Raw genomic sequence first — 19,683 nt, forward strand, 5'->3', positions numbered from 1 at the left:
GCAGCCGATGCTGCCCTCCCGGGTCACGGAAGAGGCTGTTCAGCGGCTGCGGCGGCTTGAGTATGCCCGATCAGGGGCTTCCCGTCACCGGGGCAAGATCATCAGCCGGTTCGAACCCCTCTTCGACAGGGGGAGGTGCCGGACACTCCGGGGCGAACTCCTCGATCACCGCCAATGTCGCGCGCAGCTGGCGTACCAGCAGGGCGCCGAGCCGGGCACGTCCGGGCCGGTCCGGGTCGCTCGGCCCGCCGATCCATTCCAGGGTGGTCCCTTCGACCGCGGAGAGCCAGCCCACGAGGGCGAGGCGGGCGATCGGGGGGAGGTCGCGGCGTCCGTACGCGCCTTCGGCGATCGCGGCGACCAGTTCCTCGCGTACGGCGTCGCGGATGGCGAGCACCTCGGCGTCAGAGCCGACGCCTCCGGTGACGATGGTGCGGTAGGCGGCCTGGTGGTGCTCGGCGTAGTGGAGGTAGCCGTCGATGGTGCGGCGGACGCGCTCGGCCCTGGGGAGGCCGGTGTCGTCGCCGGCGCGGGCGACGAGCCCGGCGACGGAGTCCTCGACGATGGCGAGGTAGTACCCGCGCTTGCTCTTGAAGTAGTAGTAGACCAGCCCTTTGGCGACGCCCGCGTGCTTGGCGATGTCGTCCATGGAGAGCGCGTCGTACGGGGTGTCTGCGAACAACCCGCGGCCGATGGCGATGAGTTCGGCCCTGCGCGCCTGTGAACGTCCGGTCGTCGCGCGCTGTTGACTGCTGTTCACGTCCGGCCCCAGCCTCGAACTGCCACAGGATGCCCGACGATACCGCGCAGGCGTCAGACCCAGCCCACCTGGGTGACGAACATGGCGACGACGACCACGAGGGTCCAGCCGAGGACGTGCTCCAGCCAGGCGGAGTCCTCCTTGGGGCCCCCGGTGCGAACGAGGTTCCCGGCGGGTGCGGAGGCGGTCGGGGCGGCGGTGTCGGCAGTCATGGTGTCCAATGTGCCAGCGTTCGCGGCATTCGCGGTAGAGACGTGGGTCACTGGTGGCGCACGTCACGCAGCCGGGCCCCGGCCGCCCGGCGGGTGCGCGGTGCGGTTGGGGCCCGGCGGCGGTTTCGTCCGGCGCCGCCTGCCGTGTCAGGCCCGGGTGTCGCGGCTGCGACCGGCCATGGCCGCCATCGCGAGGCCGAGGCAGAGTGCGACGCAGCCTGTGATCACGTTGCTGACCACGGAGCGCGTCACGTCCATCTCACCGGCGATGGCCCAGGGCGCGATGATCGTCCAGGCGCCCAGGACGACCGCCGTCCAGGCCATGGCGTGGGTGCGCTCGTAGGCGGATCCCAGGCCGCCCATGCACAGGCAGAACGCCAGGCCGACGATCAGGTTGTTGATCGCCAGCGGAGTCAGGACGCTGAATCCTGCGATCCACGGCGAGGCGGCCAGGTACAGGCCGGTTATCAGGGCCAGCGCCTCGACGGCCTGCGCGCGGGGAGTGCTGGTCACCCGCTCGAACCGGGTGCGCATCTCGGCGAGGTCGGGGTGGTGCTCGATGCTGGGATGGGTGGTCATGGCGGGCCGCCTCCTATTGAGAAGCTTTTATGTGCCATTTACCCCATTATGTTCCGCTTATCCGGGTATGTTCCGCTTATCCGGGCGAGCGGGTCAACGGGCATTTCGCCGCTTCCTCACAGCACGCCCACCGTCCGCAGGGCGAGGATCTGGGCCGGGGCCGGGAGGGCGGGGGCGTAGAGGTAGCAGACCCCGCCGCTGCCGGAGGCGACCTTCCCGGCGGCGGCCGTGCGCTTGGTGCGCAGCCAGACGTTCTCCCACTCGGCGCGCCGGTAGACGCGGCGGACGGAGGGGTTGTCGTGTGCGTGGGGGTCGTTGACGACCACGTCCCCGGTGGCGGTGAAGCCGACGACGGCCATGAGGTGGCCGGCCGTGCCGTAGCCCGCGCCCGTGAGCTCGTCCGCGCGGAAGGACGTGGAGGTGATCGCGGGGATGCCGGCCCGCACCACGGTCTCCAGGTCGGTCATCGAGGCGAGGCGGGTGACGACTCCGGCCAGGCCGCTGTAGGTGGCGGCGTAGGCGGCGTTGAAGGACCAGTTGCCGCAGCCCCTGTAGGCGGCGTCGTAGGTGGAGCGGGCCGCGTGGCAGACCTGCGGGTCGGAGTACGTGGGGTTCACCCAGGCCAGGGTGGCGGGGTCGGCCTTGTGGCCGAAGTGCTCGATGACCATCTGGGAGGAGGTGGGGCTGCACCAGGCCTCGCCGCCGTTGTCGTATTCGGGGTAGCGCCCGATGTGGGTCTGCTGCGAGTAGCGCGGGACCTTCAGCTCGTGGGCGGTGCCGGAGGGGCGGGAAGGGGGGGCGGTGAACCGGTCGGGGACGTCGGAGGCCATCGCGCCCGCCAGCCACACGGTGGGGCCGCCGGCGGCGCCCGGCAGGCGGTGGAGGGTCAGGCGCAGCTGCCAGTCGGAGATCCGCAGGCCGTTCGCCGCGGCGGGTGCGTCGAGGGCCAGGGTGTCGGTCCAAACGGTGGAGCGGCCGTCGGTCTGGCCGTCCACCGAGGTGCGGCGGATGTCGCCGTCGCCGGAGGCCCACCGGCCCATCACGTACCAGGGGGCGGAGGCGCCGTCGGTGTAGGTGGCGCGCAGCTCGACCTGGATCCAGGTGCCGGCCGGGGTGTGGGCGTTCCAGGAGGCGACGGCCTCGGTGGCGGGCACCGTGGAGCGGTGCACCGGGGAGGTCCAGGTGGCGTACTCCCAGGTGCTCTTGCGGCCGGAGTGCGGGTCGGCGTATTCGGTGCGGCCGAGGGCGGTCCCGATCCGCAGGCCGGGGCGGGTGCCGGCGACGGCGGTGGTGCCCTGGTGGGTTCCGGCCAGCCAGTGGCCGTACGCGTACCAGAAGCGGTTGTCGACGGTACGGCCCTGCGCGCGGGGGGCGGGGGCGGCGGCGGCCGGGGCGCCGCCGCCGGGGACGGAGGCGGCGGTGGCCGCGGTGGCGACCGCGAGTGCGGCGACGAGTACGGCCCTGCGTGGCGTGGGTGCGGTCATCGCGTGGTCCCCCGGGTGCGTCGGCGCTCTGGTGGTGTCACCCTTCCAGGTTCCCGGCGGCCGAAGGCCCAAGCCACGGGTCGTGTCGGGCTTGTCTACGCTGGTCGGGTGGAGCCACACCAGTCACTTGAGTCACTCGCGCGGGAGCTCGCCGCTTTGCCGTGCTCCCTCGGCCCGGTGCGCCTGATCGGGATCGACGGGCACGCCGGATCCGGCAAGAGCACCTTTGCGGGGCGGCTCGCCGCAGCGCTCGCCGCAGCGCTGGGCGGGGCGCCCGTGCTGCACCTGGACGACGTGGCCAGCCACGAGGAGCTGTTCGGCTGGGAGGAGCGGCTGCGCGTGCAGGTACTGGAGCCGCTGGCCGGCGGGCGGCCCGCGCACTGGGCCCCGTACGACTGGGTGGAGCGCCGCTTCGGGCCGGAGCGGGTGCTGGAGCCGGCGCCGGTGCTCCTGGTGGAGGGAGTCGGCGCCGGGCGGCAGGCACTGCGCCCGCACCTGGCCCGGCTGCTGTGGATGGAGACCCCGCGCGCCGAGTCCTGGACGCGGGGCCGCGGCCGGGACGGGCGTGAACTGTCCGACTTCTGGGACGGGTGGGAGCGCGCGGAGCACGCGCACTTCTCCAGTGATCCTTCGCGCCCCTTCGCCGGCACCCTGGTACGCCAGAGCGGTACGGGATACGAGTGGTCTTCCGGGACCGGAGTGACGGCTGGAACCCCCACTTCCGTCACCGACGGTGACGAACTCCCCCGGGCCTGAACGGCCCCGGAATTCCACGTGCCGGGCCTGCGCCGACCCGCTTGACCTGGGGCCCGCAGCGGCCTTACGTTCTCAATGCGGGGCCCTTACCGGCCGCCGCGCACACGGAGCCCCCGATTGTTCCCCCGTGATCGGGGGCTTCGCTCTGCCCGCGAACGCCCTCCGCAGGGGTGCAGCGCGCGCCACGCGGACCCCGGAAGTTCACTTTGCGTCACCACAGGCGGCCGGGGTGTCCACCCGAACCGGACCCGCCGCACCCTACGTAAGGTGCGAAAGCGCAGGTACGATGCAGCCCTGATTTCAGCGACGCCAGGCGGGGGCACCGGAACAACTCGCGCGCTCGAAGCGGGGGTTGCCGCGCACCACGGGGCAGGCTTGTGGGGGACGTGATGGATTTCGGCACGCCGGGCAGCATGCACGCCCCGGCCGAACTCGCCTGGCTGCGAGGGGTCGACGCCTGCACCATGGGCGCTTACCCGCAGGCCGAGGAGGAGTTCCGGACGGCCGTGCGGCTCGACCCCTCGATGGCCGACGCGTGGCTCGGCCTGCACGCGCTCCGGGTCGACACGGGCAACGCCCTCTTACGCATGTACGCGCACAGGGACCGATTCGGCGAGCAGCGGAGCCGGCACCGCAGGACGCTGAACTCCTGGTACTGGCTGGGCTGGTGGGTGCAGCCGGTGCTGGAGAACCGGCGGGACCTGCTGCTCGCCCACGCCTCGCACTGGCTGGACGGCCGCCACGTGCCGGAGCTGGACCAGGCCCTCGCCGCGCTGCCGCCGGTGGACACCGATCCGCAAGTGCGGTTCCTGCACGCCTGCCGGGCCTATCTGGTCAAGGACTGGGAGCAGTTGGTCCGGCACACCGAGCCGCTGGTGAACGATCCGCTGCTGGGGATCGAGGCGGGGCTGTTCGGCGGGATGGCGCGGGTCCGGCTGGAGATGTACGGGCAGGCGGAGCCGATGCTGTCGGCGGCGCTGATGCGCTGCCGCAGCGAGCAGCCGCAGCGCAAGGAGCTGCGGTACTGGCTGGCCCGGGCGCACGAGGGCACGGGGCGCAGCGCGGCGGCGCTTCCGCTGTACCGGGCGGTGCACCGGGTGGATCCCTCGTTCATGGACACCGCGGCCCGGCTGACGGCCATCGAGGACGGCGACGACACCGACGGCATGGCCGATCTGGCGGGCCTCGCGGGGTACTCCGGGTACGGCGGCTACGCGGGGCACGGCCCGTCGCCGGTCGGCGGGGATTTCGCGGCGGTGGCCCTGGGCGGCGGCCCGCTGGGCGGCGGGCCCGTGCAGGACGTCTCCCCGGACGGTCAGGCGGGCGCCGACCCGCTGGGTCCGCCCCCTCCCCCGCCGGGCCGGACGGAGGGCGTACGGCGCAAGGTGACGGTCCCGCCGCAGGGCTCGGCGGAGGGGCTGCCGGCGGGGCCGTCCGACCCGGCGGCGCTGGCCGAGGCGCTGGCGGAGCTGGAGCGGATGGTGGGCCTGGAGCCCGTCAAGCGGCAGGTGAAGGCCCTCTCGGCGCAGCTGCACATGGCGCGGCTGAGGGCGGGTCAGGGGCTGCCGGTGCAGCCGCCGAAACGGCACTTCGTGTTCTCCGGCCCCTCGGGCACCGGCAAGACCACCGTGGCCCGCATCCTGGGCCGGGTCTTCTACGCACTGGGGCTGCTCGGCGGGGACCATCTGGTCGAGGCCCAGCGGGCCGACCTGGTGGGCGAGTTCCTCGGCCAGACCGCGGTGAAGGCCAACGAGCTGATCGATTCGGCGATCGGCGGGGTGCTGTTCGTGGACGAGGCGTACTCGCTGTCGAACACGGGCTACAGCAAGGGTGACGCGTACGGCGACGAGGCGCTGCAGGTGCTGCTGAAGCGGGCCGAGGACAACCGGGACCACCTGGTGGTGATCCTGGCGGGCTATCCGGCCGGGATGGACCGGCTTCTGGCGGCCAATCCGGGGCTGTCGTCCCGGTTCACCACGCGGGTGGACTTCCCCAGCTACCGGCCGCCGGAGCTGACCGCGATCGGCGGGGTGCTGGCCGACGCCAACGGGGACCACTGGGACGAGGAGGCCCTGGAGGAGCTGCGCAGCATCAGCGCGCACGTGGTGGAGCAGGGCTGGATCGACGAGCTGGGCAACGGCCGCTTCCTGCGGACCCTGTACGAGAAGAGCTGCGCGTACCGAGACCTGAGGCTGGCGGGCTTCGCGGGAGAGCCGTCGCGGGACGACCTGGCCACCCTCCGGCTGCCGGACCTGATGCAGGCGTACGGGGAGGTCCTGTCGGGCCGCGGGCCCCAGGAGCGGCCGGAGCCGCCCCTGTGACCCCGGTGGGGCCGGACATGCCGCTGAGCGGCAGTTCCGGCCCTCTGTGCTACGTGCGGCCGGCCGGGATCCGGTGGGCCGGGTCGCGGACTTCGCCCACCAGCATTTCCAGGACGTCTTCCAGGGCGACCAGGCCGAGGACCCGGCCGCTCTGGTCCGCGACCTGCGCCAGGTGGGTGGCGTCCCGGCGCATGACGCCGAGGGCGTCGTCCAGCGGGACGGTGGCGCACAGCGTGGTCATACGGCGCCAGACCCGCTGGGGCACGGCCCGTTCCCGGTCCTCCAGGTCCAGTACGTCCTTGACGTGCAGGTAGCCCATGAAGGCGCCGCTGTCGGCACGGACGGGGAAGCGGGAGTAGCCGGTGCGCACGGTCAGCTGTTCGATCTGGCGGGGGGTGACGGCCGGGCCGACCGTGACCAGGCGGTCCCGGTCGAGGAGGACGTCGGTGACGGGACGGCTGCCCAGTTCCAGCGCGTCCTCCAGACGCTCCTGCTCGACCGGCTCCAGGAGCCCGGCCTGCCGGGAGTCCTTCAGGAGCCGGCCCAGCTGGGCGGAGGTGTAAGCGGCCTCGACCTCGTCCTTGGGCTCGACCTTGAAGAGCTTCAGGACGAACGTGGCGCAGGCGCCGAGCGCGGTGGTGACCGGCCCGCACAGGCGGGCGAAGGCGACCAGGCCGGGGCTGAACCACAGGGCGGTCTTCTCGGGTGCGGCCATGGCGAGGTTCTTGGGGACCATCTCGCCGATGACCAGGTGCAGGAAGACCACGGCGGCGAGCGCGAGGGCGTAGCCGAGGGGGTGGATCAGGCCCTGCGGTACGTGCACGGCGTGGAAGACGGGCTCCAGCAGCCGGGCCACGGTCGGTTCGGCGACCGCGCCGAGGGTGAGCGAGCAGACGGTGATGCCGAACTGCGCGGCGGCCATCATGCGGGGCAGGTTCTCCAGGCCGTGGAGCACCTGGCGGGCCCGTTTGGACTCGGCCGCGAGGGGCTCGATCTGGCTGCGCCGTACGGAGACGAGTGCGAACTCGGCGCCGACGAAGAAGCCGTTGGCGAGGACGAGGAGCAGGGCGAAGACGAGCTGGAGCGCGTTCATCGGGCGGCGCCTTCCAGCTCGGCCCGCTGGGGGACGGCTTCGCCGTGGCGGCCGGAGCCGGGCACCGGGGCGCCGGCGGGGCCCGCGGCCTGCCGGTACGCGCCGGCGGCGGATACGGCCGTCAGGCGGACCAGCCGGACGCGTTCCGCCCGGTTGCGGCCGACCCTGCGGACGGACAGCTTCCATCCGGGGAGGTCCGCGCGGTCCCCGGGGGCGGGGATCCGGCCGAGGAGGTCGGCGACGAGGCCGGCGACGGTCTCGTAGGGGCCCTCGGGCACCTCCAGGCCTATCCGGCGCAGGGTCTGCACGCGGCAGCTGCCGTCGGCCTCCCAGGAGGGACGGCCGTCCTCGGCGGGTACGGCAGCGAGTTCGGGGGTCTCGTCCTCGGCGAGGTCGTGCTCGTCGCGGACCTCCCCGACGAGTTCCTCCACGATGTCCTCCAGGGTGACGACGCCGGCGGTGCCGCCGTACTCGTCGACGACCACGGCCATCGGCTGTTCGCTGCGCAGGCGCTCCAGCAGCGGCTGCACCGGCAGGGACCCGGGCACCAGCAGCGGTGCGACGCAGATCCGGCCCACGCTGGTGCGGTCGCGCTCGGACTCGGGCACGGCGAGGGCGTCCTTGAGGTGGACCACACCGGTGATCTCGTCGATGCGTTCGCGGTAGACCGGGAAGCGGGACAGGCCCGTGGCGCGGGTCAGGTTCAGCACGTCGGCCGCGGTGGCCGTGTGCTGGAGGGCGCTGACCTTCACCCGGGGGGTCATGACGTGCTGCGCCGTGAGGTCGCCCAGCGACAGGGTCCGTACGAAGAGGTCGGCGGTGTCCTGTTCGAGGGCGCCGGCCTGGGCCGAATGGCGGACCAGGGAGACGAGTTCGCCCGGGGTGCGGGCGGAGGCCATCTCCTCGGTGGGCTCCACGCCGAGGGCCCGTACGAGCCGGTTGGCGACGGCGTTGAGGCCGGCGATGACCGGCCGGAAGGCGCGTGAGAAGGCGTGCTGCGGGCCGGCGACGAAGCGGGCCACCTGGAGGGGCCGGGAGACCGCCCAGTTCTTCGGGACGAGCTCGCCGACGACCATCTGGACGGCGGAGGCGAGCAGCATGCCGATGACGACGGCGACGCCGGAGACGGCTCCCTTCGGGAGGCCGGTCGCGGCGAGCGGCCCGGCCAGCAGGGCGGCGAGGGCGGGCTCGGCGAGCATGCCGACCACGAGGGAGGTGATGGTGATGCCGAGCTGGGTGCCGGAGAGCTGGAAGGACAGCTCCCGCAGGGCCTTGACGACCGTGCGGGCACGGCGGTCTCCGTCGGCTGCGGCGCGCTCCGCCTCGGGGCGCTCCACCGTGACGAGGCCGAACTCGGCCGCCACGAAGAATCCGTTGGCGAGGATCAGGGCGAACGCCGCCGCGAGCAGGAGTAGCGGGATGGTCATGCCGCCGCCTCCGTGGGGAGGGCGGCGCGGATATTACCGGACGATCCGTCCATTGCTGGAGGGAGTCACTCCTCGAGTTGCAGGTGCCCGCGGGCCTCGGGGTCCCGGGGCCGGTGGGAGGACGCACGGCTGCGCCCCGCCACCAGGGTAGTCACTGAGATCGCGGCCGCAACGGTACGCGGCTGCGGGCGTCGGTGGGGTCAGTGGTCGTTCGTGCCGGTTCCGCGGCTTTCGGCGAGGGCGCGCAGGGCGCGCGCGTCGCTGATGGCCTGCTGCTTGGCCACGCCCGGCTGGATGCCGAGCACGGGCAGGCTGGTGCCGTCGCTGAGGTCCAGGAACACCCACGGGTCGCCGGGGCGGAGGTTGACCCGGAGGATCTCCGCCCAGGCCAGACGGCGGGTGTTGGTGAGGTTGACGACGGTGACGCCGTCCTCGTCCGCGGCCACCTTGGGGCGGCTGAGCAGGACGAGTACCGAGCTGAGCAGGACCGCGGTGAAGACGAAGCTGATCCGCTCGCCGGGGCTGAGGTTCTCCAGCATCACGGCGATGGCCGTGATGGTGGCGAACATGGCGAGCCCGACGCCCAGCAGGACGGCCCGCGTGCGGGTCGGCCGGAAGGTGACCGGCAGGGTGGGCGGTACGGGCTGGGCGGCGGACTCGGCCATGGTGCGTTGCCTTCTGAGGGTCGTACGGGTGAGGAGCGGGCGTACGCGTTGCCTCAGAGGCGGCAGGCGTGGATCGAGGTGGTGAGGATCGCGCGGGCGCCGAGCTCGTACAGGTCGTCCATGATGCGCTGGGCCTCCTTGGCGGGCACCATGGCGCGGACCGCGACCCAGCCCTCGTTGTGCAGCGGGGAGACGGTCGGCGACTCGAGGCCCGGGGTGAGGGCGACCGCGCGCTCCAGGTGCTCGGCGCGGCAGTCGTAGTCCATCATCACGTAGCTGCGGGCCACGAGGACGCCCTGCAGGCGGCGCAGGAACTGCTGGACCTGCGGGTCGTCGGCGTCGGCGCCGTTGCCGCGGATGACGACGGCCTCGGAGGTGAGGATCGGCTCGCCGATGACCTCCAGGCCGGCGTTGCGCAGGCTGGTGCCGGTTTCGACGACGTCCGCGATGATCTGGGCGACGCCTAGCTGGATGGCGGTCTCGACGGCGCCGTCGAGGTGCACGACGGAGGCGTCGATGCCCTGGTCGGCCAGGTGCTTGGCGACGATCCCCTCGTAGGAGGTCGCGATGGTCATCCCGGTGAAGTCCTCGGGGCCCTTCGCCGTGCCGGGGGTGGTGGCGTAGCGGAAGGTGGAGCGCCCGAAGTTCAGCGGGAGGATCTCCTCGGCGCTGGCGCCGGAGTCGAGCAGCAGGTCGCGGCCGGTGATGCCGATGTCGAGCTTGCCCGAGGAGACGTAGATCGCGATGTCCTTGGGCCGGAGGTAGAAGAACTCCACCCCGTTCTCGGGGTCGACGACCACGAGCTCCTTGGACTCCTTGCGCATCCGGTAGCCGGCCTCATGGAGCATCGCCGACGCCGGTCCGGAGAGTGAACCCTTGTTGGGGACGGCGATGCGCAGCATGGGCTTCCTTTGATGCGTGGTGTGCGTGGTTGCGTGGTGTGCGTGCTTGTGAAACGGGCGGGTGTGCGACCCCGGCCCGGCTCAGAGGTGCGCGTAGACGTCGTCGAGGGAGATCCCGCGCGCGACCATCATCACCTGGACGTGGTACAGCAGCTGGGAGATCTCCTCGGCGGCGGCTTCCTTGCCCTCGTACTCGGCGGCCATCCAGACCTCGGCGGCCTCCTCGACGACCTTCTTGCCGATGGCATGGACGCCCTTGTGGACGAGCTCGGCGGTGCGGGAGGTGCCGGGGTCGCCTTCGACGGCCTTGTGCTGGAGCTCGGTGAAGAGCTCTTCGAAGGTCTTGGAGGGTTTGTTCGCCATGATGTCCTTAGAGTAAGGGCTCACCCGGGTGCCCCGGTGCCGGGGTTCACTCCTTGGACTAACGCCAGGGTTCGCTGACGGTGCGCAGGGTCATGGCGGTGGAGACGGCGGCGGTGACCGCTTCGTGGCCCTTGTCCTCGTTCGACCCTTCGAGGCCGGCGCGGTCAAGCGCCTGCTCGTCGTTGTCGCAGGTCAGTACGCCGAAGCCGACGGGGACCCCGGTGTCGATCGACACCTGGACCAGGCCCTGGGTGACGCCCTGGCAGACGTAGTCGAAGTGCGGGGTGCCGCCGCGGATGACCACGCCGAGGGCGACGATGGCGTCGTAGCCGCGCCCGGCCAGGACCTTCGCCACGACCGGGAGCTCGAAGCTGCCGGGGACGCGGAGCAGGGTGGGCTCGTCGATGCCCAGCTCGTGCAGGGCCCGCAGGGCGCCGTCGACCAGTCCGTCCATGACCTTCTCGTGCCACTGGGCCGCGATCACGGCGACTCGCAGGTCTCCGCAGTTCTTCACGCTCAGTTCGGGTGCGCCCTTGCCGCTCACAGCTCTGCTCCTCGGTGGTTCGTGGATGTACGTACGGGTGGTGGTGCGTGCTTACTGGTTGCCGCAGGCGGACGTGGTCACGGGCCCGTCCAGCCAGGGCAGGTCGTGGCCCATCCGGTCCCGCTTGGTGCGCAGGTACCGCAGATTGTGCTCGCCCGCCTCGACCGGCATGGCCTCCCGGCTGGTGACCGTGATGCCGTGCCGTTCCAGGGCGGCGGACTTGTCGGGGTTGTTCGTCAGCAGCCGGACGCCGTGCACGCCGAGGTCGGCGAGGATCTGCGCGCCGGCGGCGTAGTCGCGGGCGTCGGCGGGCAGGCCCAGCTCCAGGTTGGCGTCGAGGGTGTCGCGGCCGCGCTCCTGGAGCTCGTAGGCGCGCAGCTTGGACAGCAGTCCGATGCCGCGGCCCTCGTGGCCGCGCAGGTAGACGACGACGCCGCGGCCCTCGGTCTTGATCCGCTCCATGGAGGCGTGCAGCTGGGGGCCGCAGTCGCAGCGCTGGGAGGCGAAGATGTCGCCGGTCAGGCACTCGGAGTGCATGCGGACCAGGATGTCGGAGCCGTCGCCGATCTCGCCGTGGACGAGGGCGACGTGCTCGACGCCGTCGACGGTGGAGCGGTAGCCGTGCGCGGTGAAGTCGCCGAAGGCGGTCGGCAGGTTGACCTCCGCCTCGCGGCGGACGGTGGGTTCGGCGGAGCGGCGGTAGGCGATCAGGTCCTCGATGGAGATGATCGTCAGGCCGTGCTTGCGGGCGAAGGGGATCAGCTCGGGCAGGCGCAGCATGACGCCGTCCTCGCCGGCGATCTCCACGATGGCGCCGGCCGGGCGCAGGCCCGCGAGGCGGGCGAGGTCTACGGCGGCCTCGGTGTGGCCGTTGCGGACCAGGACGCCGCCGGGCTTGGCGCGCAGGGGGAAGATGTGGCCGGGGCGGACGAAGTCGCCGGGGCCGCTGACGCCGTCGGCGAGGAGGCGCAGGGTGGTGGCGCGGTCGGCGGCGGAGATGCCGGTGGAGACGCCGTGGGCGGCGCTCGCGTCGACGGAGACGGTGAAGGCGGTCTGCATCGACTCGGTGTTGTTCTGGACCATTTGCGGGAGTTCGAGGCGGTCCAGCTCCGGGCCCTCCATGGGCGCGCAGATCAGGCCGCGGCACTCGCTCATCATGAAGGCGACGATCTCGGGGGTGGCCTTCTCGGCGGCGATGACGAGGTCTCCCTCGTTCTCTCGGTCCTCGTCGTCCACGACGACGACGGGCCGGCCCGCCGCGATGTCGCGGATCGCCTGCTCGACGGGGTCGAGGCGGAAGGTCTCTTCGGGGATGTCGGGCACGGGCTTGAGGGTGGTCATGCCGCTGCTCCTTCGAGGGCCGGGGCGGGAGTGGTGCGGGAGCGCTGATACCAGTCGTAGGCGCCCCACACCACGAGGGCGAAGTAGACGACGTAGACCAGTCCGGAGAAGGCCAGCCCGCCGGTGAAGGCGAGGGGGACGCCGACGAGGTCGACGAGGAGCCAGGCGAACCAGAACTCGACGAGGCCGCGGGCCTGCGCCACCATCGCGACGATGGTGCCGACGAAGATGTAGGCGTCGGCCCAGGGGCTCCAGGACAGGGACGGGTAGAGCGTGAAGAGGCCGCCGACGGCGAGGGTGCCGAGGGCCGCTCCGCCGAGGAGCAGTCCGCGCTCGGTCCAGGTGGCGGTGCGTACGGCGATGGAGCCGTCCTGGGCCTGCTGCTTGCCGCGCTGCCAGGCGGTCCAGCCGAAGACGGCCACGCCGATGACGAGGAGCTGCTTGCCGACGCCGCCGGCGAGGTGCGCGGAGGCGTAGGCGGCGATGAGGATCAGTCCGGAGAGCAGCTGGGCGGGCCAGGTCCATATGGAGCGGCGCCAGCCGAGGGCGAGCGCGGCCAGGCCCATCAGGTTGCCGATCATGTCGGACCAGATGACCTTCTGGCCGAGGACGGTGAACGCCTCCGCGTTGAGCCAGTTCAGGGCGCTCACCGGGTTTCTCCCGTCGGGTCGGCGTGCAGCGGGTCCACGCCGGCGGCGAGGAGGCGTTCGACGTACTTCGCGAGGACGTCGACCTCGAGGTTGACCGGGTCGCCGGGCTGCTTGATGCCGAGGGTGGTCAGCGCGAGGGTGGTGGGGATGAGGCTGATGGTGAACCAGTCGGCGGCGGCCTCGACCACGGTGAGGCTGACACCGTCGACGGTGATGGAGCCCTTCTCGACGACGTAGCGGGAGAGGTTCTGCGGGAGGGCGACCTTGACGATCTCCCAGTGCTCGGAGGGGGTACGGGAGAGGATCTCGCCGGTGCCGTCCACGTGCCCCTGCACCAAGTGGCCGCCGAGCCGCCCGCCGAGGGCCATGGGGCGCTCCAGGTTGACGCGGGAGCCCTTGGTCAGGGCGCCCAGGCTGGAGCGGTTGAGGGTCTCCTGCATGACGTCGGCGGTGAACTCGCCGTCGGCGGTCTCCACGACGGTCAGGCAGACGCCGTTGACGGCGATGGAGTCGCCGTGCTTGGCGTCCTCGGTGACGAGGGGCCCGCGCAGCCGGAAGCGGGAGGCTTCCTGGAGCGGCTCGACGGCGGTGACCTCGCCCAGTTCTTCGACGATTCCGGTGAACACTCAGTGCTCCTTGGGGGCGGTGGCGGGCAGGGCGGTGATGCGCAGATCGGGGCCCACGCGGACGGCCTCGGTGATGTCGAGGCGCAGGGCGCGGGAGATGTTCGTGATGCCCGCGTCGGCGAGGGCGGCGGGGCCGGCGCCGAGCAGGGCGGGGGCGAGGTAGCCGACGACGCGGTCGACGGTGCCGTTTTCGAGGAAGGCGCCCGCGAGGGTGGGGCCGCCTTCGAGGAGGAGGGAGCGCACGCCGCGGGCGTACAGCTGTGCGAGGAGCAGGTCGACGGGGATGCGGCCGTCCCGCAGGGGCAGCCGGAGCAGGTCGACGCCGGGCAGGTGGCGGGTGTCGGCGTCCTCGGCGACGACCAGCAGCGTGGGCGCGGCGTCGTCGAGGATGCGGGCGGCCGGCTGGAGTGCGGCGCGGGTGTCGAGGGCCACGCGCAGGGGCTGGGTGGCGCCGTCGATGCCGCGCACGGCCAGGTGCGGGTCGTCGGCGCGCAGGGTGCCGCCGCCGACCAGGACGGCGTCGGCCTCGGCGCGCAGCCGGTGGACGTCCGCGCGGGACTCGGGGGAGCTGATCCAGCGGCTGCTGCCGTCGGCGGCGGCGCTGCGGCCGTCGAGGGTGGCGGCGTACTTCCAGGTCACGTGGGGCCGGCCGAGCCGTACGGAGGTCAGCCAGGCGGTGTTGCCGGCTTCGGCCTCGGCCCGGAGCAGGCCGGCCGCGGTGTCGATCCCGGCGGCGCGCAGAGTGGCTGCGCCGCCGCTGGCCTGCGGGTTCGGGTCGGGGACGGCGTAGACGACGCGGGCGATGCCGGCGTCGACGAGTGCCTGTGCGCAGGGCCCCGTGCGGCCGGTGTGGTTGCAGGGTTCGAGGGTGACGTAGGCGGTGCCGCCGCGGGCCGCCGCGCCTGCGGCGCGCAGGGCGTGGACCTCGGCGTGCGGGCCGCCGGCCCGCTGGTGCCAGCCCTCGCCGACGACGGCGCCGGAGGCGTCGGTGATGACGCAGCCGACGACCGGGTTGGGACTGGTGGAGCCGAGTCCGCGGGCGGCGAGCTCGACGGCCCGTCGCATGGCACGGGTACCCGCGTCGGGTGCGGGTGCTGCGTGCGCGGCGTGTGTCGCCACCGGGTCCTCCTGCCTCATCGGGCACGGACTCCGGGGCCTGTCGGGATACGACAGATGAAGCGGAACAGGTCACGCGGGGACGCCGAGGCCGGAGAAACGGTTCGACCGGGCATGTCCGCAGGGATATGCCGAGGAACCGCCGACGGCGGCGTACCGGTGACTGGCCCGCCGCGCACTGCCTCCCATCCGGACTTTAACCGTCGGTCCAGGAATTTCACCTGGTCAACCGGCCGCTGGCTGCGGACGGGTCGCGGACTATACCGCCGGTTCGGAATTACACCGACCCCGGAGTGCGCTGCTACTGGTACTCCAGCCAGTTTGCCACGGCGGATCGCCCGCCATGCGGGTGATCCGGTGTGGCCTGGCTCACAGAGGGTGACTCCGGGGCCACCCCGGGCGCGGACCTGGACGCATGGCAGCGCGGTTGGTCCAGACCTATTGACGGGTTGGTCTAGTCCTCTTAACGTTCCCTTCATCTTCCCGGGAACAGCCCGTCAGATGTGCGCACGTCACGGGCCAACAAGCTTCTGCACCAGTCACGTTGCTCCATGGTGTGTCCACCCGTGTCCTGCATCCTCCCCTCCCCAGGAGGCACAATGCCGTCCCCCACACGTACGAGAGCGATGCTCCTGGCATCCGGCGCCGCAATCGCCGCACTGCTGGCCGGCGGGCTCTCGGCGGGCGTCTCGCACGCGGCCGACAACGAGAGCTGTCGCCCAGACGGCCTCCACAAGACGGCCGGCGTCGACGTTCCCTACTGCTCGGTCTACGACTCCGAAGGCCGCGAGAAGATGGGCGCCGACCACCAGCGCCGCGTCATCGGATACTTCACCGGCTGGCGCACCGGCAAGGACGGCACTCCCGCCTACCTCGCCAACAACATCCCGTGGTCCAAGGTCACCCACCTGAACTACGCCTTCGCCCACGTGGGCGCCGACAACAAGATCTCGGTCGGCACCGACAACGCGAACAACGCCGCCACCGGAATGACCTGGCCCGGCGTCTCGGGGGCCGAGATGGACCCGGCGCTCCCCTACAAGGGCCACTTCAACCTGCTGAACAAATTCAAGAAGCAGTACCCCGACGTCAAGACGCTCATCTCGGTCGGCGGCTGGGCCGAGACCGGCGGCTACTTCGGCGACGACGGCAACCGGGTCGCCTCCGGCGGCTTCTACTCGATGGCCACCAACGCCGACGGCTCCGTCAACCAGGCCGGCATCGACACCTTCGCCCAGTCCTCGGTCGACTTCATCCGCACCTACGGCTTCAACGGCGTCGACATCGACTACGAGTACCCGACCACGATGAAGGACGCGGGCAACCCCCTCGACTGGCAGCTGTCCAACGCCCGCCGGGCCGGCCTGGTCCAGGGCTACGCGGCCCTGATGAAGTCGCTGCGCGAGAAGCTCGACCGCGCGGGCGCCGCCGACGGCAAGCACTACCTGCTCACCGTCGCCGCCCCCTCCTCCGGCTACCTGCTGCGGGGCATGGAGACGTTCCAGATGCAGAAGTACCTGGACTACGTCAACATCATGTCCTACGACCTGCACGGCGCCTGGAACGAGTACGTCGGCCCCAACGCCTCGCTCTTCGACGACGGCAAGGACGCCGAACTGGCCGCCGCGGGCGTCTACTCCACCTCCCAGTACGGCGGCATCGGCTACCTCAACACCGACTGGGCCTACCACTACTTCCGCGGCTCCATGCCGGGCGGCCGCATCAACATCGGCCTGCCCTACTACACCCGCGGCTTCAAGAACGTGCAGGGCGGCACCGACGGCCTGTGGGGCAAGGCCCCCGCGACCAACTGCCCGGCCGGCGCGGGCCTGACCAAGTGCGGTGACGGCGCGGTCGGCATCGACAACCTGTGGCACGACAAGGACACCAACGGGGCCGAGTCCCCGGCGGGCTCCAACCCGATGTGGCACGCCAAGAACCTGGAGAAGGGGGTCGTCGGCGACTACGTCACCAAGTACGGCTTCCCGGCGAACACCACCCTGTCCGGCACGTACGCCCGCAAGTACGACTCCACCCTGGTGGCGCCGTGGCTGTGGAACGCGCAGAAGAAGGTCTTCCTCTCCACCGAGGACGAGCAGTCGGTCAAGGCCAAGGCCGACTACGTGGTGAACAAGGGCATCGGCGGCACGATGGTCTGGGAGCTCGCCGGCGACTACTCCTACAACGTGGCCAAGGGCCAGTACGAGATGGGCGACACGCTCACCGACGCCATGTACCAGAAGTTCAAGTCGGCCTCCCCGTACGGCGCGAAGAAGGCCGGCTCGACCCTCCCGACCCAGGCGGTGGACATCAGGACGGAGTTCACCGAGTTCAAGCTCGGCGACTCCAACTACCCGCTGACCCCGAAGCTGAGGATCACCAACAACACCGGTGCCACCCTTCCCGGCGGAACCGAGTTCCAGTTCGACTACGGCACCTCCGCCCCGAACAACGCCTCCGACCAGTCCGGCTTCGGCACGGCCGTGATCAGCAGCGGCCACACCGGCACCAACGTCGGCGGCCTCAAGGGCGACTTCCAGCGGGTCTCCCTGAAGCTCCCCGCCTGGCAGACCCTCGCCCCCGGCGCCTCCGTCGACCTGGCGTTCAACTACTACCTGCCGGTGTCCACCCCCTCCAACTGGACGGTGAACATCTCCGGCACCACGTACGCCCTCGCCGGGGACCTGGCCCGCGGTACGACCCTGGTCCAGCCCGGCGGCGGCACCCAGCCCCCGACCACTCCCCCCACGACGCCGCCGACCACGCCCCCGCCCACCGGCGGGACCTGCACCAACCCGGCGTACGTCGCGGGCACGGTCTACAACAGCGGCAACGTCGTCTCCCACAAGGGCCGCAGCTGGAAGGCCCAGTGGTGGACGCAGAACGAGGAACCCGGCACCACGGGTGAATGGGGCGTCTGGAAGGACCAGGGCGCCTGCTGAAAACGTGAGGACCCGGTGGCCCGGCGGCCACCGGGTCCTCGCACGTTCCCGCCGCGCCCACCCTCGTAGGCTGGTCCGGTGAGCACCCATGTCACCGCGTCGGCAGCGGACTTCGAGGAACACCGGCCCCGGATGTTCGGCATCGCCTACCGCATGCTCGGCTCCGCCACTGAGGCCGAGGACATCGTGCAGGACGCCTACCTGCGCTGGGACGCGGCGGACCGCGCCGCCATCGAGCACCCGGGGGCCTGGCTCGCCAAGGTCGTCACCAACCTCTGCCTCAACAGCCTCACCTCGGCGCGCGCCCGGCGCGAACAGTACGTCGGCCCCTGGCTCCCGGAGCCCGTCCTCACCGGGGGCGGCACCCTGGGCCCGCTGGAGTCGGCGGAGCAGCGCGACAGCGTGTCCATGGCCCTGCTCCTGCTGCTGGAGCAGCTCACCCCGGTCGAGCGCGCGGTGTACGTACTGCGCGAGGCCTTCGCCTACAGCCACCGGGAGATCTCCACCCTCCTGGACCTCACCGAGGCCAACTGCCGCCAGCTCCACCGGCGCGCGGCGGCCCGGGTGGCCGCCGACCGGGCGGCCACCGGGGAGAAGCGGTTCTCCGCCGATCCCGAGCGGTGGCAGGGGCTCCTGGAGACCTTCATGACCGCCGCCCGCAGCGGGGACCTCAGCCGACTGGAGGGGGTGCTGGCGGCCGACGTGCGGTACGTGTCCGACGGCGGCGGCGTGGTCAACGCGGCGCGGCGGCCGATCCTGGGGCGCGACAAGGTGGCCCGGTTCGCCGTGGGCGCCATGGCGAAGTACGTGGCCGGGGTGCCGGTCAGCGTCGCGGAGGTCAACGGCACGCCCGCAGTGCTCTTCGGCGAGGTGGCGGTCCTGCTGGTGGAATTCGAGAATGGGCTGGTCAGCGGCATCAGCGCGGTGGTCAACCCGGAGAAGCTGGAATTCCTTCGGCGGCAGCTGTCACATTCCTGAGGGCTGTCCGGTCCCAGCTGCTGCACACATCCCACCGCACCAGCGAAGGACCGACACCATGAGCACCATCGTCGTCACCGGAGGCACCGGGACCCTCGGATCGCCCGTCACCGAACGCCTGCGGGCGGCCGGCCACGAGGTCCGTGTGCTGAGCCGGCACGCTCCGGACCATCCAGTGGACCTCCAGGACGGCACCGGCCTGGAGGCGGCGCTGGCGGGCGCGGAGGTGATCGTGCACTGCGCGAGCAACACGCGCGGGGCGGGCAAGGGCGACGACGTGGCCGCCGGGCACCTGATCGAGGCCGCCCGGCGCGCCGGGACCGTCCGGAACCTCGTCTACATCTCGATCGTCGGGGTGGACGTGGTCCCGCTCGGATACTACAAGCGCAAGCTCCGGGTGGAGCGGTTGCTGGAGGCGTCCGGGCTGGGCGTGACGATCCTGCGCACGACGCAGTTCCACGACCTCGTGGCGATGGTGACGGACGCGGCGGCGAAACTGCCCGTCGTGCCGATCCCCAAGGGCGTACGGGTGCAGCCGATCGCCGTCGGCGAGGTCGCGGCCCGCATGGCGGAGCTGGCGGTCCCGACCCCGTCGGGCCGGGTCCCGGACATGGGAGGCCCGGAGATCCACACCCTGCCGGACCTGGCCCGCGCCTACCTGTCGGCAACGGGCCGCCACCGCCGCGTCCTCCCGGTCCCCCTGGCGGGCAAGGCCTACGCGGGCTTCCGTCGGGGCGGCAACCTGACCCCGGCCCACGCGGTCGGCACGGAAACGTTCGCGCAGTTCGCACGGGGGCGGGGGCGGGGGCGGTAGGCGGCGGGGGCTTCGGGGGGCGGGAGCTTCAGGGGGCGGGAGCTTCAGGGGGCGGGAGCTTCAGGGGGCGGGAGCTTCAGGGGGCGGGAGCTTCAGGGGGCGGGAGCTTC

General features: G+C 72.0%; 19 protein-coding genes and 1 riboswitch. Of the genes, 5 read left to right on the top strand and 14 right to left on the bottom strand.

Features of this window, described 5'->3' with window-relative positions; genetic code table 11:
- Nucleotides 1-70: 70 nt before the first annotated feature.
- From ACZ3X1_RS34530 to ACZ3X1_RS34545, 4 genes are all read right to left on the bottom strand, one after another.
- A complete protein-coding gene (locus ACZ3X1_RS34530; protein WP_467283102.1) occupies nucleotides 71-760 on the bottom strand; it encodes a TetR/AcrR family transcriptional regulator in 690 nt (229 codons plus the stop codon).
- Nucleotides 761-813: 53 nt separating this feature from the next.
- Nucleotides 814-972, bottom strand: coding sequence for an SCO1431 family membrane protein (locus ACZ3X1_RS34535; RefSeq protein WP_362629117.1), 159 nt, complete (start codon nucleotides 970-972; stop codon nucleotides 814-816).
- A gap of 147 nt (nucleotides 973-1,119) precedes the next feature.
- Nucleotides 1,120-1,551 carry an SPW repeat protein gene (locus tag ACZ3X1_RS34540; protein ID WP_362629114.1) on the bottom strand — a complete coding sequence of 144 codons (432 nt, stop codon included), beginning with the start codon at nucleotides 1,549-1,551 and terminating at the stop codon, nucleotides 1,120-1,122.
- A gap of 116 nt (nucleotides 1,552-1,667) precedes the next feature.
- Nucleotides 1,668-3,035 (bottom strand): peptidase C39 family protein, encoded by a 1,368-nt coding sequence (locus ACZ3X1_RS34545; RefSeq protein ID WP_467283105.1) that lies wholly within the window; start codon nucleotides 3,033-3,035, stop codon nucleotides 1,668-1,670.
- Between the two features lie 108 nt (nucleotides 3,036-3,143).
- Here ACZ3X1_RS34545 and ACZ3X1_RS34550 point away from each other — a divergent pair, with 108 nt between their 5' ends.
- Complete coding sequence (locus ACZ3X1_RS34550) at nucleotides 3,144-3,791, top strand: uridine kinase family protein (RefSeq protein ID WP_467283107.1); 648 nt, start codon at nucleotides 3,144-3,146, stop codon at nucleotides 3,789-3,791.
- Between the two features lie 389 nt (nucleotides 3,792-4,180).
- Nucleotides 4,181-6,112 carry an AAA family ATPase gene (locus tag ACZ3X1_RS34555; protein ID WP_467283109.1) on the top strand — a complete coding sequence of 644 codons (1,932 nt, stop codon included), beginning with the start codon at nucleotides 4,181-4,183 and terminating at the stop codon, nucleotides 6,110-6,112.
- Between the two features lie 49 nt (nucleotides 6,113-6,161).
- Here ACZ3X1_RS34555 and ACZ3X1_RS34560 read toward each other — a convergent pair whose 3' ends face one another.
- The 10 genes from ACZ3X1_RS34560 to ribD all read right to left on the bottom strand — a co-directional run bounded on the left by ACZ3X1_RS34560 (nucleotide 6,162) and on the right by ribD (nucleotide 14,788).
- Nucleotides 6,162-7,205: a hemolysin family protein gene (locus ACZ3X1_RS34560; protein WP_362629102.1), complete on the bottom strand. Its 1,044-nt coding sequence runs from the start codon at nucleotides 7,203-7,205 to the stop codon at nucleotides 6,162-6,164.
- The gene (locus ACZ3X1_RS34565; RefSeq protein WP_390077938.1) at nucleotides 7,202-8,632 is read right to left on the bottom strand and encodes a hemolysin family protein; all 1,431 of its coding nucleotides are present in this window, start codon (nucleotides 8,630-8,632) and stop codon (nucleotides 7,202-7,204) included. Before ACZ3X1_RS34565 ends, ACZ3X1_RS34560 begins: the two co-directional genes overlap by 4 nt.
- 200 nt (nucleotides 8,633-8,832) lie before the next feature.
- Nucleotides 8,833-9,297 carry a PH domain-containing protein gene (locus tag ACZ3X1_RS34570; protein ID WP_362629096.1) on the bottom strand — a complete coding sequence of 155 codons (465 nt, stop codon included), beginning with the start codon at nucleotides 9,295-9,297 and terminating at the stop codon, nucleotides 8,833-8,835.
- A 53-nt stretch (nucleotides 9,298-9,350) separates the two neighbouring features.
- Entirely contained in the window at nucleotides 9,351-10,199 is an 849-nt protein-coding gene (gene hisG, locus ACZ3X1_RS34575) for an ATP phosphoribosyltransferase (RefSeq protein WP_356815282.1), read from the bottom strand.
- Nucleotides 10,200-10,280: 81 nt separating this feature from the next.
- Entirely contained in the window at nucleotides 10,281-10,562 is a 282-nt protein-coding gene (locus tag ACZ3X1_RS34580; protein WP_356815283.1) for a phosphoribosyl-ATP diphosphatase, read from the bottom strand.
- Between the two features lie 58 nt (nucleotides 10,563-10,620).
- Nucleotides 10,621-11,106: a 6,7-dimethyl-8-ribityllumazine synthase gene (ribH, locus tag ACZ3X1_RS34585; protein WP_007262951.1), complete on the bottom strand. Its 486-nt coding sequence runs from the start codon at nucleotides 11,104-11,106 to the stop codon at nucleotides 10,621-10,623.
- A gap of 51 nt (nucleotides 11,107-11,157) precedes the next feature.
- On the bottom strand, nucleotides 11,158-12,447 hold the full coding sequence (locus tag ACZ3X1_RS34590; protein WP_362629091.1) for a bifunctional 3,4-dihydroxy-2-butanone-4-phosphate synthase/GTP cyclohydrolase II: 1,290 nt from the start codon (nucleotides 12,445-12,447) through the stop codon (nucleotides 11,158-11,160).
- Nucleotides 12,444-13,097 carry a nicotinamide mononucleotide transporter family protein gene (locus tag ACZ3X1_RS34595; protein WP_356815285.1) on the bottom strand — a complete coding sequence of 218 codons (654 nt, stop codon included), beginning with the start codon at nucleotides 13,095-13,097 and terminating at the stop codon, nucleotides 12,444-12,446. The genes ACZ3X1_RS34590 and ACZ3X1_RS34595 overlap by 4 nt, the downstream gene beginning before the upstream one ends.
- Entirely contained in the window at nucleotides 13,094-13,723 is a 630-nt protein-coding gene (locus tag ACZ3X1_RS34600) for a riboflavin synthase (RefSeq protein WP_467283117.1), read from the bottom strand. Before ACZ3X1_RS34600 ends, ACZ3X1_RS34595 begins: the two co-directional genes overlap by 4 nt.
- Entirely contained in the window at nucleotides 13,724-14,788 is a 1,065-nt protein-coding gene (gene ribD / locus ACZ3X1_RS34605) for a bifunctional diaminohydroxyphosphoribosylaminopyrimidine deaminase/5-amino-6-(5-phosphoribosylamino)uracil reductase RibD (protein WP_467283130.1), read from the bottom strand.
- A gap of 222 nt (nucleotides 14,789-15,010) precedes the next feature.
- Nucleotides 15,011-15,140, bottom strand: a riboswitch (FMN riboswitch).
- Nucleotides 15,141-15,438: 298 nt separating this feature from the next.
- Between ribD and ACZ3X1_RS34610 the strand changes: the two genes are divergently transcribed.
- From ACZ3X1_RS34610 to ACZ3X1_RS34620, 3 genes are all read left to right on the top strand, one after another.
- A complete protein-coding gene (locus tag ACZ3X1_RS34610) occupies nucleotides 15,439-17,781 on the top strand; it encodes a chitinase C-terminal domain-containing protein (RefSeq protein WP_467283119.1) in 2,343 nt (780 codons plus the stop codon).
- Nucleotides 17,782-17,859: 78 nt separating this feature from the next.
- Nucleotides 17,860-18,759, top strand: coding sequence for an RNA polymerase sigma-70 factor (locus tag ACZ3X1_RS34615; protein WP_467283121.1), 900 nt, complete (start codon nucleotides 17,860-17,862; stop codon nucleotides 18,757-18,759).
- A gap of 58 nt (nucleotides 18,760-18,817) precedes the next feature.
- On the top strand, nucleotides 18,818-19,573 hold the full coding sequence (locus ACZ3X1_RS34620) for an SDR family oxidoreductase (protein ID WP_467283124.1): 756 nt from the start codon (nucleotides 18,818-18,820) through the stop codon (nucleotides 19,571-19,573).
- Nucleotides 19,574-19,683 lie beyond the last annotated feature (110 nt).

It is taken from the genome of Streptomyces sp. NPDC023541, from assembly GCF_055559995.1.